Genomic DNA, 13,199 nt, shown 5'->3' on the forward strand with positions numbered 1-13,199 from the left:
TTCTTCACCTCTTTCATATGATTAACGGCCAGGAGGCTGGAGCGGGACCAATGAACCTGTGTCGGGCTCCTGCAGCTGGAGCGGTTGCCCTGAGCCAGAAACTTCTGGTGCCGGTTCTACATAGCTTCCTGTATTATACAAATTTGACAGTGACTTGATTGATCCGGCGCTCCCGATTTGCAGAATGGAGGAGTTGCTGATTGATTCCAGCCGGAGATAGTTGATTTGAATGGTTTGATTAATATAGAAGTTCATGAGCCTCACTCCTTTTACGCATTGGCCACGATCGGCTGATCAACCGCATCATTGTCATACACATTCGTCGCGTTTTGATAATTCATCACCTTGAGGCTGTCGCCGGTATTAAAGCTGCCAGCACCGGCAAACGTTCTGACCTGAGCCTGAGGAGAAATCGTAATGCAGTCCCCGATGTGAACGACTCCGCTCGTACCAATCGCATTAATTTTAAACGCTCCGACAATGGCCGGCATACGAGCACATCCTTTGTTGAAAAATTAAAAAAAGACAGGTAAAGTGAAATGACAATTCTGATTTCAATTGGGCTATTCACGATAGCTTATGACAAACGCACATATGTGTGAGAGAAATTTAAAGGGGACATATCGGCTCTTTATGAAAGCGCTTTATTTTTTCGGGCCGTTATGTTTAAACATGGCAAAAGAGGATGTTGGGTATAAATTGAGCGGAAATGCGGCGAAGGATGCCGCTATCCGCCTATGGTGATTTTTGTTTATTTCTTTGGTGTTTTTGCGTGTAGAATGCTTTTTGGAGTATGTCGTGCTGCGGTATTCGATTTTTGGGCGGGCACATTCTCGCCCTGAGGTATATCCCAGAAGTGCTGAGCAAAAAGCGGAGTTACATGTGGTGTATTCTAATTGTTATAGAAAATGATTTACATACGGGAGTTTTCAAGATATCTCCCAAAAATCATTTCTTCTTTAATCCGGGTATTCAGCAGGATATCCAGCTCTTGGCTGCATTGAATCGTTTCTTTTGAATTCATGCCATATTTTTGTGCGGTTTCAATTAGTGTGATCCTCATTTCTTCAATTTTACTGTTCATTACGCTATCTCCAATTCTAGATTTTATTTTGATATAAATACAGGATATCGTTAGTATAACCTATTTTGGCTCAAAAGGTTGCCTTTCGTCAATTTGACTAAAAAAGCGACAATTTTTGCTGCGGCCTTTTTTAATGGAGAAAGGACTAAAGTCTTGCTAAGTGTGCTTGCAAAAAGTCCTGCCGTTCCTCAATTTCTCTAAGTATGTTTGTCTGCTCCTTTTCGATCTGAAAGGGGCTTTTTTTGATAAAAGGATCATCAGCAGCACTTTGACAAATGTCAAGGTGCCATTCGTTGATGAGAGGAGATAATCGTTCAATAGTAAACGACCGCTTCAGCACGTTTTTCATTAATGTGTGATATTGCGACCGGAAGGCGGGAATGGATAGAAGCCTTGACGAAAGCGTCTTTCCTTTTGTCAGAAGCGGGTCTTCGTCATACCATTCTTGTACGGCAAGCGATCTTGTCTCCATCGGGGAAACGTAAAGCCGGCCGGATTCGTTTAAACAAAATGTGTAGTAAAAGCCTTGATTGGTGCAGGCGTTTCCGATCAGCCACAAAAAAAACAGCTTGACATCCAGATACAATTTAATCCTTTCAGCCAATTCGTCATCTCCGGCTGTGCGGATCAGTATGAAAAATTCATGTAAGAATGCCGAGGAATCATTGTTAAAAAGGGACAACGGAACCCTTGGATCGGCCGTCTTCACTCCGTAACTCGTTTTACTGGCTGGCTGATGGTTCTTGATGTTCAAATAAATGCCTTCAGGCTGGCCATTGATGGTCAGAAAGCTGTACGAGGCAACGGGAGCAGGTACGCCGATCTGGTCAAAAAAACAATAGGCGAGTCTGCGCCGCATCAGGGACGGATCATCCTGTTCTGCATTCAAAAAAAGTGTCCTTTCACCAAGCAGAGACTGTTCCCAGCTGATTTCATAGGATGCCTTTTCCGCTCTGTCACGCTGTGTGAGAAGAATGGGAGAAACAGATCGATCTGTTACGAAAAGCCCCTTGGCAGTACCTTTCCTTTTCAGCTGCTCCCGGTGAAAAAATAAATGCACGCGCTCCATATTCTTTCCTCCTTCTCAAAACGACATTTGTATGATATGTAGAGCAAGCCCGTCCTGAAACGAAATGAAAACGGAAAGGAGAAAAAGGGATTTCAGCATTCGACAGAGAATACATGAAGGAGCATTCTGATTTAAAAGATGATGGAGGAATAACATGAAATTTGCGACAGGGGAACTTTACAACCGAATGTTTGTCGGCCTGATCATTGACGATGAGAAAATTATGGATTTGCAGAAGGCTGAAAAAAAACTGTTTGAACTTGAGACGATTCCGGGATCGCTGATTGAATGTATCGCAGAAGGGGATAAATTCGTTGCGCATGCAAGGCAGCTGGCCGAGTGGGCAAAGAAACCGAATGATGAGCTGGGATCATTTATGTATTCATTATCTGAGGTGAAGCTCCATGCACCCATTCCGAAGCCATCAAAAAATATCATCTGCATCGGCAAAAACTACCGGGATCACGCGATTGAAATGGGAAGCGAGGCTGATATTCCGGAGCATCCGATGGTATTTACAAAATCGCCGGTAACGGTTACGGGGCATGGTGATATCGTAAAGAGCCATGAAGAGGTTACCTCTCAGCTTGATTATGAGGGAGAACTTGCTGTCGTGATCGGAAAAAGCGGGACCCGCATTTCAAAAGAAGATGCATATGACCATGTTTTCGGATATACGATTGTGAATGATATCACGGCGCGTGATCTGCAAAAAAGGCATAAGCAGTTTTTTATCGGAAAAAGCTTGGATACGACATGTCCGATGGGGCCCGTGCTTGTACATAAATCATCGATTCAGGAGCCAGAGCGCCTCAAGGTTGAAACAAGAGTCAACGGCGATCTGCGCCAATCCGGTTCGGCAAGCGATATGATCTTTTCCATTCCGGAATTAATTGAAACCCTCTCAAAGGGGATGACGCTTGAAGCGGGCGACATCATTGCCACCGGTACGCCGTCTGGTGTCGGCAAGGGGTTTACGCCTCCAAAATTCTTGCGGTCAGGTGACAAAATTGATATTACAATTGACCCGATCGGAACGCTGTCAAACCAAATTGGCTGAATAAAACTGGAGGGCGGACCCGGACCCGCCCGTTTTTTCTGATAATCATCTTTGTGGCAGAGGACAAGTTCATGGTACTATAAGTGGGGTAATTTATCTGATAGGGGGAACATATATGACACACCTACATATTACGACATGGGTGTTAGCGCTGATTCTGCTTTTCGTCAGCTACTCGCTGTATTCGTCAGGAAGTGCAAAGGGCGCAAAAATCACTCATATGATTCTGCGGTTATTCTATATCCTTATTATTTTGACAGGAGCTGAGCTGTTTGTCCGTTTCGCCAACTGGAACGGAGAATACGCTGGCAAAATGATTCTGGGCATTATCACCATCGGCCTGATGGAAATGCTCCTCATCCGCAAGAAAAAAGAAAAATCAACAGGAGGCCTGTGGGTCGGCTTCGTCATTGTCCTTTTGCTGACAGTGCTGCTCGGTCTGCATTTGCCAATTGGTTTTCAATTGTTTTAATAGAAAAACCTATGAACCCGGCTCTTTGATAGAGTTGGGTTTTCTTATATTTATCCCCTTATATTCCAAATCATTTAAAATAACCTTAAAATTCCCTGTAAGCGGTATCTCGTCCTATGAAATTATGATACCTTCAAGGAGATTCATTATTTTGCAGGAGGGATAACATGAAACGCAGAAAATTCAGCTCGGTTGTGGCGGCAGTGCTTATTTTTGCACTGATTTTCAGCCTTTTTTCTCCGGGAACCAAAGCTGTAGCGGCCGGCGCGATCGATCAGGCGGCTGCTCTGGAAAACGGCAAAGAGCAGACAGGCGCCATGAAGGAGCCGGAACAGGTGAAATGGTACAAAGTGACCCCGGGAGCAACGGATATTCAGAAAAACTCACATATGGCACTGACCGTAAAGAGTGATTCAGTACTGAATGTATCTGTATATCCAAGTAAGGAAAAAGCGCTTAAAGATGAGACGTTTGAGATGTACCGTTCTTTCACAGCGGAGGATGGAAAAAGCGAAGTCATTTTTCCATACGCGTGGAGCGGCCCTTACTATGTAAAAGTTGAATACCTCGGAGAAGAAGAGCCAGAGGACGGCGGAACGGCAGAAGCAGCTGCAGAAGCCAAGTATACGATTGGGTATAAAGGCACCAAAAAACAGCCGTCAGATTTAGAAGAGGAAGAAGCTTGTCCGGTTGAAATGAGTGTCGATCAGAAGAAATCAGGAAAAGGCATCCTGGATAAGTTGAGATCGATTCGTGATGAGCAGCTGAGCCAAACAGCAGAAGGCAAAGAACTGACAAGCCTTTATTACAAAGCAGCACCGTTTATCGTTGCAAAACTCGCACTCAATAAAACAGCAAGAAATGAAATCTATCAGGATCTTGTGACATTAAAGCCGTTATTTGACGATGTGTCAGAAAACGGAGCATCATCTTCGTATAAGGTCACTGAAAAGGATCAAAAAGCAATCAACCGGCTATATGATAAAGCTTTACAATCAGTCCCGTCATTCCTTAAAGAGGAGATAAAGAAACAAGCGGACCGACTAAATATGAAGCAGCTGCAAGGCAAAACAGCCGGAACCATTTTAACAGAAAACAATATTGCAGCAAAAAGTGAAGTTCAGACAACAAAGGTTATTTTCAAGGTGAAGGACAATAAAAGCCTCTCATCCGTACATAATGAAATGAAGGGCTTTTCTGCAAGCGCGCAATCGAAAAAAGACATATCCAATGTGAAAAAGGCAAAGAAACTGTTTGACAATCTGTATTCATTTGAACTTCCGAAAGATGAGAAACAGAACGGCGCATATACGGCAAGCGCCAAAAGGGTCAAAAGCGCTGCTGCGACACTATCCAAGATGTCCAATGTAGAGTTTGCGGAACCCGTACAGGAATACAAAAGCTTGGCAAACGATATTCAGTATCCTTACCAATGGCCGCTTAAAAACACTGGTGAAAACGGCGGTGTCAAAAATGCGGATGTGAAATATGAGCCTGCCAACACATTGCTGTCCAAACGCAAGCTTAACGATACACTCATTGCAGTAGTAGACACAGGCGTAGACAGCACGCTTGCCGATTTAAAAGGAAAAGTAAGAACAGATCTCGGACACAATTTTGTCGGACGAAATAACAATGCAATGGATGATCAGGGGCATGGGACGCATGTCGCAGGCATTATTGCAGCCCAAAGCGATAACGGCTATTCAATGACTGGATTGAATGCCAAAGCAAAAATCATCCCTGTAAAAGTGCTTGATTCCGCAGGTTCCGGAGATACTGAACAAATTGCTCTCGGCATCAAATATGCTGCTGACAAAGGAGCAAAGGTGATTAATTTAAGTTTAGGCGGAGGCTACAGCCGCGTGCTTGAATTTGCTTTGAAGTACGCAGCTGACAAAAATGTCTTGATTGCCGCAGCCAGCGGGAATGATGGAGAAAATGCCTTATCTTATCCTGCATCTTCTAAATATGTGATGTCAGTCGGCGCAACGAACCGCATGGATATGACCGCTGATTTCTCTAACTATGGAAAAGGTCTGGACATATCTGCTCCAGGGTCTGATATCCCGAGCTTAGTGCCGAACGGAAATGTCACGTACATGAGCGGAACGTCTATGGCGACGCCGTATGCTGCCGCTGCTGCAGGATTGCTGTTTGCCCAAAATCCTAAGCTGAAAAGAACAGAAGTTGAGGATATGTTGAAAAAGACGGCAGATGATATTTCCTTTGAAAGTGTCGATGGCGGAGAAGAAGAGTTGTATGACGATTATGGCGATCCGATTGAAATTCCGAAGACACCTGGTGTAGACTGGCATTCAGGCTACGGGCGGCTGAATGTCATGAAGGCTGTCAGCGCAGCTGATTTACAGCTTAAGGTCAACAAGCTGGAAAGCACTCAAACAGCTGTCAGAGGAAGCGCGAAGGAAGGCACACTTATCGAGGTGATGAACGGCAAAAAGAAACTCGGCAGCGCCAAAGCCGGAAAAGACAATGCGTTCAAGGTTAATATCGCGACTCAAAAACAGGATCAAGTACTGTATGTGAAAGCAACAAAAGGCGATGCGAAAACATCGTATAAAGTTGTTGTCGTCAAAGGAAAACCTTCCGGCACACCGAAAGTAAACGCGGTGAAAACGAAGGATACGGCAGTAAAAGGGAAGGCAAACAGCAAAGCGATGATCAGAGTGAAAAACAAATCAAAGAAAGTCATTGCTTCTGCCAAAGCTGACGCAAAAGGAACGTTTTCGGTGAAAATCAAAAAACAAAAAGCCGGAACGGTGCTGTACGTCACGGCTGTGGATACAGATAAAAAAGAAAGCAAGGAAGCAAAAGTTGTTGTTGAAAAGTAACCAAAAAGCGGTGCTCGATGCACCGCTTTTTTATTTGCGCCCCCGTTGGACTGCTGAATACATAATGGATCGCTTTCCGTTTGAAGCTGTCCATTCAAAACGGTCTCCTGTCCCTTCGCTGCTGTAGTGATGCTGCATCGCGCATTGTGCGGTGTCATTTGAAAAGTGATAAAAGGACACACCCTGCCCCGCCGAAGTATTCGAAAAGACTCCTTTATTATAAGAAAAGACGCAATCGAATACGGATAAGCCGAAGCTGTGCAAGTGCTGCAGAAATGCGAGAAAGGTTTCGTCGTCAAGCGAATCCAAAAGCGCCATGAGCGGCCGCTTGACTGATTTCTCATAGCGGATGCGTTCTCCGCCGGAAAGGGAGATGTTTTCTGCACCGCATGCCAAAACCAACTTGTCCTGAAAGCCGGCTTGCTCCCACTTTCCTTTATGATGGATCCAGATTGGGCTGTGTTGGAGAGTGTCCGCCAAAAGTATATCACCTTCACCGTTTTCGATTAAGCAGATGCCGTCTTCAATGAGGATGGTGCCGTATTCCCACTTTCGTTCCTCTGTATATAACAATTGTTTCCGTTTCATCCATGCTGTCTCCTTTTTCTTCATTCCTCTCTTTTCTTTCCAATTCAAGCCTGTCCCATACAACTCTTTTATGGACAAATCAACTATCTGCCTATAGATGCATAAACTTACTAAGGTGCTGAAAGAAACGAAATTGTTACGAAAGAAACGGGATTGGAGCTGATGTCACATGTGTGGAATTACGGGTTGGGTCGATTTTAAAAAGCAGCTCGTCCAGGAAAAACAAACGATGGACAGAATGACAGACACTCTTTCCAAACGAGGGCCTGATGATTCAAACGTTTGGGGGGAGCACCATGTTTTATTCGGACATAAAAGACTTGCAGTTGTTGATATTGAAGGAGGACGCCAGCCGATGGCGTGTACCTATAAAGGGGATACGTACACCATTATTTACAATGGCGAGCTGTATAACACGGAAGATTTGCGCAAAGAATTGCGGGCGCGGGGCCATCAATTCGAGCGTACGTCAGATACCGAGGTGCTTCTGCACAGCTACATCGAGTGGCAGGAAGACTGTGTCGACCATCTCAATGGCATATTCGCTTTCGCTGTGTGGGATGAAAAGCGTAATCTGCTGTTTGCCGCGAGAGACCGTCTCGGTGTAAAGCCGTTTTTTTACACGAAGGAAGGCTCTTCATTTCTCTTCGGGTCGGAAATCAAAGCAATCCTCGCGCACCCTGATATAAAAGCGCGAGTGGACAGAACGGGACTTTCTGAAATTTTCGGTCTTGGACCGTCCAGAACCCCGGGCACTGGCATATTTAAAGGTATAAAAGAAATCCGCCCGGCTCATGCGCTGACATTTTCCAAAGACGGACTTAATATTTGGCGTTATTGGAATGTTGAAAGCGAAAAACATACGGACAGTTTTGATGACACGGTTGCCAATGTCAGATCGTTATTTCAGGACGCGGTGACGCGGCAGCTTGTGTCGGATGTGCCTGTTTGCACATTCCTATCAGGCGGTCTGGACTCAAGCGCAATTACAGCGATTGCGGCGGGCCATTTTGAAAAGGAAGGAAAAGCACCGCTTCATACTTATTCGATTGATTACGAAGAGAACGATAAATTTTTTCAAGCAAGCGCTTTTCAGCCGAATGATGACGGACCATGGATTGAAAAAATGACAGAGGCTTTCGGCACAACGCACCACAAATGCGTCATCAGCCAAAAAGATCTCGTTGATCATTTGGAGGAAGCTGTTCTGGTCAAAGATTTGCCGGGAATGGCGGATGTCGACTCATCCCTGCTGTGGTTTTGCCGGGAAATCAAAAAGGACTTTGTCGTCAGCCTATCGGGAGAGTGCGCGGATGAGATTTTCGGCGGGTACCCGTGGTTCCATACGGCAGATGTTGAGTCTGGCTTTCCATGGATGAGATCAACGGAGGAGCGGATCAAGCTGCTTTCTGACTCATGGCAGAAAAAATTGAATCTGAAAGAATACGTAAATGCCAAATATGAAGAAACCTTGGCAGAAACGCCATTATTAGATGGTGAAACGGGTGTGGATAAAGCAAGAAGACAGCTGTTCTATTTAAATATGCTTTGGTTTATGACGAACCTTTTGGATCGGAAGGATCGCATGAGCATGGGGGCGAGCCTGGAAGTGCGGGTGCCGTTCGCCGATCACCGGCTTGTGGAATATGTTTGGAATATTCCGTGGGAAATGAAAATGCATGATAATCGGGAAAAAGGCATTTTGCGCAAAGCGCTTGAAGGTATTTTGCCTGATGACATTCTGTATCGCAAAAAAAGCCCGTATCCGAAAACACACCATCCGGAATATACAAAAGGCGTCAGCGAATGGCTGAAAACGATCAGAAGCCAAAAGGACTCAGTGCTCCATACCTTACTGGACAGAAAACAATTAGATCAGCTTTTAGAAACGGAAGGCTCCTCCTTCAAGGTGCCGTGGTTCGGGCAGCTCATGAAGGGGCCTCAGCTGATCGCCCATCTTGCTCAAATTCATACATGGTTTGAAGCGTATCGCATTGATATTGACGAGAGGTAGGTTCAATGCAAATGTGATTAAAAGCCAGAGATGTATAGATTTAAATAAGAAGGATAGATGAGCAGGGAAATATATGCTCTATCTATCCTTTTTTGTACAACAGCACTATCGAATTGCCCCCGCATTCCTTCAATAAGAATGAATAGGTTTTAATGTTCTGCCGATAAAACTAGCTGATACCGGGCTTAACTTTAATTCCCTAGCCCATACAGAAAGTTGACCAATATGGTGAATTTCGTGAGCGATGATATGGTGTAATATTTCATCTCGCGTATATAAAACACCTGTCTCCCAAGGAACGCTTACAAGTTCATCTTTTATTTGATCTGAATGTGTTTGTAAAACATCAATTATTTCAGTTCGGAATGTTTTTGAGAGAGATTTCACTTTATTGAGTGTTTGATAATCAGCGAACTGAACAGCGATATCTTCTTTTCCTTGGATAGCACGAATCCAACTATATTCCACATCAATAATATGAAAAAGGGTATATAAAATATTCTCTACTCCGCCAAGACGGTTTTTAAGTAATTCTTCAGTGGTTAGTTGATGACACCAAGTAAACCATTGATCTCTAACCTGCCAGTTATATTCAAAAAATTTCATCACTGAACTCACTCCAATACTATCATGTATCATAACAATTAGCCCTTTTTTCCGTGATTCCTCCGTTATTGAAGTGATGATTGAGAAATGTTTACATTCTACCTGTTGTATGGCATTAAAAATAATAATGCATATCTCGTCGATGATGCTGTGCGTCTTGTTACTTTTACAAAGTAAGAATCGGCATTTTCTTCATATACAATTAGGAAAAAACATACTAGACTTGAAGAAGCAGTGATACATAGGAGTGAGAAAATGAAAGAGATAAAAGAAGCTTACCAGCAATGCGGACAGATTGTTGGCGAATACGCGCCAGCCTGTTTCAAAGCATTATCATATCTCCCGCTAAAGCAAAGACAAGCCTCTTGGGCAGTATTGTCGTTTTGCCACACGGCGGCCAGTGCAGACGAAAAGGTATTGCCCGCATTTGAAGCTAAAGCTGATCATGTTTACCAAAGGACAAATAACGGTAAACAGCATCTATGGAAGGCTTTTGATCATGCGTATCGGACCTTTACATTGGAAAGCGAACCTTTTCGGGAGTTTATTGCCGCACAAAAAGAAGACGCCAAGCCGTATGATGACCTTGATGAACTGCTCATGTACGCATATCGGACGGGCGGTGCAGCCGGATTGATGCTGCTGCCGATACTGACACGCCGAAAACAAGATCAGCTCAAACAAGCAGCCGTCTCTCTCGGCTTGGCCATACAGCTGGTTCGCTTCTTAAGTGATCTTGGCACAGATCAGCAAAAAAACCGCATTCCCCGTCAGGTAATGCAGCAATTCGGCTATACAGAGGCTGATCTCCAAAAAGGCACCGTAAATAAAGCGTTCACAATGACGTGGGAGTATATCGCTTTTGAAGCAGAAGCCTACCTTGAAGAGTGTCAGGATGCCTTGCCGCTATTTCCGCAGTATTCTCAAAAAACGGTGAAAGCCGCTCTTCATTTGTACCGGGCTGTTTTAGAAAAAATCCGGGCGAACAAGCACGATGTATTTCAACATCACATCGCTCTCACAGAGACCGAAGTGAAGCAGATTCTGTCTGATATCTAAAAAACACCCGGCCTTGATTGAGCCGGGTGTTACGCCATACCTTTTTGAATCCAAATACGTGAGCGCCATCTTCTGTACATTAAGATTCCCCGGACCCATTCATCCGCGATAAAAGAAATCCAAATGCCGGCAAGACCGAAACCGAGGTGGATGCCGAAAAGATAAGCAAGCGGGAGGCCGATGCCCCACATTGAAATCATTGCCATGTAAACCGGGAATTTCGCATCCCCCGCGGCCCGCAGAGAGTTAATGATAATGACATTAAACGAGCGGCCTGGTTCAAGGATAATGGTCATGGCAATTAATAGGCTTGCAGTTGCTATAATGTCAGGGCTTTGTGTGAAGAGTCCGATCAGGTCTTTTGAAAAGATCGTCATCAAAACAGAGGTAGCCGCAGCAATTCCGAGTGCCCAATATAAGCTCTTCATGCAGCGCTCATAAGCGGCATCAAATTGTTTGCCGCCGATATAACGGCCGATTAAGATTTGTGTACCCTGGCTGATCGCAGTGCCGAACAGCAAAATAAACATCGTAATATTTTGCGTATACACTTTTGTTGTCAACGCCTGCGCGCCCATGATGGCGATAAAATACGTAACAATCATTTGCGAAAGGTTGTATGAAAGCTGCTCTCCCGCAGAAGGAATGCCGATTTTCAGCAGCTTGCGCAAATGCTCTTTATGCATATGAAAGACTTTTTTCAGCGACATCTTCAGCTGAATGCGTTTGTTGACAATCACAATCATCGCGATTAATCCGATGACGCGGGCGATAGATGTGGACATGGCCACACCGGCAACGCCGAGAACAGGAAAGCCGAACAAACCGAAAATCACAACAAAGTTTCCGGCAATGTTTAAAATGTTCATGCCGATAGTGACAAACATTGTATCTTTTGTGTAGCCGTAGCTTTTTAAGATCGCGCTGAATGTCATGATTAAAGCCTGAATAAAGGACAGACCTCCGACAACTTGTAAAAAGACTTTCGCATCAGGCATCAGTGCGTCTGATAATCCCATCATATGAAGCAGAGGGACAGCCGCGAAAAAGACGACGGCGCTGATGGCCAGGCTGATGAAGAAGTTGGCGCCGATTGACACATAAGCGACTTCCATGGCTTCTTTCTTTTGCCGTGAGCCTAGAAATTGTGAAATGATAACGGTCGTTCCTGTTGCGATAAAGCTGAACATCACGATAATTAAATTTAAAATCTGGTTGCTGACGCCGACTGCTGCCACGCTGTTATCCGAGTATTGGCTGAGCATCAGTGTATCGGCATTACCCATAAACATATATAATGAGACCTCAATAAAGATCGGCCAAGTAAGCGAAAATAATGAGAACGTTTTGTCAGCGGGTTTTTTCAAAGCAGTTGATTTGAAGACAGCTTGTTTCATAGTGTCTAACCCCTTTCGTAAATAAAATCAACGTTTTAAAGTGTACCTCCATTTCCTTATAATAAAAAGGGATAGAAACGATACTTCTTGTAAAAATCCGACTTAAAAAGGAGGATGATTCAAATGCCTCGCATCCTGTTTACAGTCCCGCCTTTTCCGGTATTTATCGCAGCTGGGGAAGGGGTTTTTAAAAAAGGAGAAACCCATGTGAAACGTGTATTCTCCGTGTTTGATCTGATATATGTCAAACAGGGAACGTTATATATAACGGAAAATGAAACATCGTTTTCTGTTGAAGGCGGCGAGTACATCTTGCTTTCTCCCGGTCTTGAACACTACGGGACGAAGGGCAGTGATGAAGCAACCTCCTACTATTGGCTTCACTTCAATGAACATCGATATGAATTTACGGCAAAGGGAGGCAGCAACTGGTCTGATCTTCAGCAGGAAAAAGGGAGCTTCGAAGAGCCGGCCCGCTACGGATTGGCTTTGCCGAGAAAAGGCAAGGTGCAGCGCCCGCAGTTTATGGCCCAGCAGTTTGAAAGACTGATTGATTACTCCGCGGAAAACTCTGATTTGCCGCTCAGAAAGCAAATCTTATTTGAGGAGCTGATGCTGCATCTTCAAAAAGAAGCGTTCCAAATACCGTCTGCGAAAGAGCGGGTAGCCTGGGAGGCGGCCCGGTACTTACAGGAGCACTATAAGGAAAAGACGACAATCAAGGATCTGTCGCTCGCCCTTCACTATCATCAGGATTATGTGAGCCGCTGCATGCAGCAGGTGCTCGGCGTAACTCCGGCACAATACACGAACCGGGTGAGAATGACGGAAGCGAAGCGTCTTTTATCCTCTACAAATGATAAAATGGGCGTTATTGCGGAAACGGTCGGAATGGAAGATCCGACATACTTTTCAAAACTCTTTAAGCAGATAGAAGGCATTTCACCAATTGAATACCGGAAAATTGTCAGCCGGAAAGTTCAATAACCAGACGAGGG

Annotated in this window: 13 protein-coding genes; 6 read left to right on the plus strand and 7 right to left on the minus strand. The window is 44.6% G+C overall.

Features of this window, described 5'->3' with window-relative positions; all coding sequences use genetic code 11:
• Positions 1 to 21: 21 nt before the first annotated feature.
• The 4 genes from gerPB to NSQ83_RS06025 all read right to left on the minus strand — a co-directional run bounded on the left by gerPB (position 22) and on the right by NSQ83_RS06025 (position 2,153).
• Positions 22 to 255: a spore germination protein GerPB gene (gerPB, locus tag NSQ83_RS06010; RefSeq protein WP_003233090.1), complete on the minus strand. Its 234-nt coding sequence runs from the start codon at positions 253 to 255 to the stop codon at positions 22 to 24.
• Between the two features lie 14 nt (positions 256 to 269).
• Entirely contained in the window at positions 270 to 491 is a 222-nt protein-coding gene (locus NSQ83_RS06015; protein ID WP_003233088.1) for a spore germination protein, read from the minus strand.
• 422 nt (positions 492 to 913) lie between these two features.
• A complete protein-coding gene (gene yisI, locus NSQ83_RS06020) occupies positions 914 to 1,084 on the minus strand; it encodes an aspartyl-phosphate phosphatase YisI (RefSeq protein WP_003233086.1) in 171 nt (56 codons plus the stop codon).
• A gap of 145 nt (positions 1,085 to 1,229) precedes the next feature.
• Positions 1,230 to 2,153 carry a CotH kinase family protein gene (locus NSQ83_RS06025; RefSeq protein ID WP_198878843.1) on the minus strand — a complete coding sequence of 308 codons (924 nt, stop codon included), beginning with the start codon at positions 2,151 to 2,153 and terminating at the stop codon, positions 1,230 to 1,232.
• 154 nt (positions 2,154 to 2,307) lie between these two features.
• On the opposite strand from NSQ83_RS06025, the gene NSQ83_RS06030 reads away from it, so the two are divergent.
• The 3 genes from NSQ83_RS06030 (at position 2,308) to wprA (ending at position 6,537) form a co-directional block, all read left to right on the plus strand.
• The gene (locus tag NSQ83_RS06030; protein ID WP_064911681.1) at positions 2,308 to 3,213 is read left to right on the plus strand and encodes a fumarylacetoacetate hydrolase family protein; all 906 of its coding nucleotides are present in this window, start codon (positions 2,308 to 2,310) and stop codon (positions 3,211 to 3,213) included.
• Positions 3,214 to 3,328: 115 nt separating this feature from the next.
• On the plus strand, positions 3,329 to 3,685 hold the full coding sequence (locus tag NSQ83_RS06035; protein WP_064911682.1) for a YisL family protein: 357 nt from the start codon (positions 3,329 to 3,331) through the stop codon (positions 3,683 to 3,685).
• Between the two features lie 167 nt (positions 3,686 to 3,852).
• Positions 3,853 to 6,537 (plus strand): cell wall-associated protease WprA, encoded by a 2,685-nt coding sequence (gene wprA / locus NSQ83_RS06040; RefSeq protein ID WP_198878844.1) that lies wholly within the window; start codon positions 3,853 to 3,855, stop codon positions 6,535 to 6,537.
• Between the two features lie 30 nt (positions 6,538 to 6,567).
• On the opposite strand, the gene NSQ83_RS06045 is transcribed toward wprA, so the two are convergent.
• Positions 6,568 to 7,149: a DUF2777 domain-containing protein gene (locus NSQ83_RS06045; protein ID WP_080481060.1), complete on the minus strand. Its 582-nt coding sequence runs from the start codon at positions 7,147 to 7,149 to the stop codon at positions 6,568 to 6,570.
• 145 nt (positions 7,150 to 7,294) lie between these two features.
• Between NSQ83_RS06045 and asnB the strand changes: the two genes are divergently transcribed.
• Positions 7,295 to 9,139, plus strand: a complete 1,845-nt coding sequence (asnB, locus tag NSQ83_RS06050) for an asparagine synthase (glutamine-hydrolyzing) (RefSeq protein ID WP_029726288.1) — start codon at positions 7,295 to 7,297, stop codon at positions 9,137 to 9,139.
• A 129-nt stretch (positions 9,140 to 9,268) separates the two neighbouring features.
• Here asnB and NSQ83_RS06055 read toward each other — a convergent pair whose 3' ends face one another.
• Positions 9,269 to 9,748, minus strand: coding sequence for a DinB family protein (locus NSQ83_RS06055; protein WP_198878845.1), 480 nt, complete (start codon positions 9,746 to 9,748; stop codon positions 9,269 to 9,271).
• 231 nt (positions 9,749 to 9,979) lie between these two features.
• Here NSQ83_RS06055 and farP point away from each other — a divergent pair, with 231 nt between their 5' ends.
• Positions 9,980 to 10,804 (plus strand): farnesyl diphosphate phosphatase, encoded by an 825-nt coding sequence (gene farP / locus NSQ83_RS06060; RefSeq protein WP_198878846.1) that lies wholly within the window; start codon positions 9,980 to 9,982, stop codon positions 10,802 to 10,804.
• Between the two features lie 29 nt (positions 10,805 to 10,833).
• Here farP and NSQ83_RS06065 read toward each other — a convergent pair whose 3' ends face one another.
• Positions 10,834 to 12,201 (minus strand): MATE family efflux transporter, encoded by a 1,368-nt coding sequence (locus tag NSQ83_RS06065; RefSeq protein WP_003233074.1) that lies wholly within the window; start codon positions 12,199 to 12,201, stop codon positions 10,834 to 10,836.
• Between the two features lie 123 nt (positions 12,202 to 12,324).
• Here NSQ83_RS06065 and NSQ83_RS06070 point away from each other — a divergent pair, with 123 nt between their 5' ends.
• The gene (locus NSQ83_RS06070) at positions 12,325 to 13,188 is read left to right on the plus strand and encodes an AraC family transcriptional regulator (protein WP_198878847.1); all 864 of its coding nucleotides are present in this window, start codon (positions 12,325 to 12,327) and stop codon (positions 13,186 to 13,188) included.
• Positions 13,189 to 13,199 lie beyond the last annotated feature (11 nt).

The sequence above is a fragment of the Bacillus sp. PS217 genome, from assembly GCF_037963535.1.
GTDB classification, from domain to species: domain Bacteria; phylum Bacillota; class Bacilli; order Bacillales; family Bacillaceae; genus Bacillus; species Bacillus subtilis.

Coding starts and splice junctions, on each gene's coding strand:
- gerPB (WP_003233090.1), bottom strand. CDS start 255: ATGAACTTCTATATTAATCAAACCATTCAAATCAACTATCTCCGGCTG.
- NSQ83_RS06015 (WP_003233088.1), bottom strand. CDS start 491: ATGCCGGCCATTGTCGGAGCGTTTAAAATTAATGCGATTGGTACGAGC.
- yisI (WP_003233086.1), bottom strand. CDS start 1,084: ATGAACAGTAAAATTGAAGAAATGAGGATCACACTAATTGAAACCGCA.
- NSQ83_RS06025 (WP_198878843.1), bottom strand. CDS start 2,153: ATGGAGCGCGTGCATTTATTTTTTCACCGGGAGCAGCTGAAAAGGAAA.
- NSQ83_RS06030 (WP_064911681.1), top strand. CDS start 2,308: ATGAAATTTGCGACAGGGGAACTTTACAACCGAATGTTTGTCGGCCTG.
- NSQ83_RS06035 (WP_064911682.1), top strand. CDS start 3,329: ATGACACACCTACATATTACGACATGGGTGTTAGCGCTGATTCTGCTT.
- wprA (WP_198878844.1), top strand. CDS start 3,853: ATGAAACGCAGAAAATTCAGCTCGGTTGTGGCGGCAGTGCTTATTTTT.
- NSQ83_RS06045 (WP_080481060.1), bottom strand. CDS start 7,149: ATGAAGAAAAAGGAGACAGCATGGATGAAACGGAAACAATTGTTATAT.
- asnB (WP_029726288.1), top strand. CDS start 7,295: ATGTGTGGAATTACGGGTTGGGTCGATTTTAAAAAGCAGCTCGTCCAG.
- NSQ83_RS06065 (WP_003233074.1), bottom strand. CDS start 12,201: ATGAAACAAGCTGTCTTCAAATCAACTGCTTTGAAAAAACCCGCTGAC.
- NSQ83_RS06070 (WP_198878847.1), top strand. CDS start 12,325: ATGCCTCGCATCCTGTTTACAGTCCCGCCTTTTCCGGTATTTATCGCA.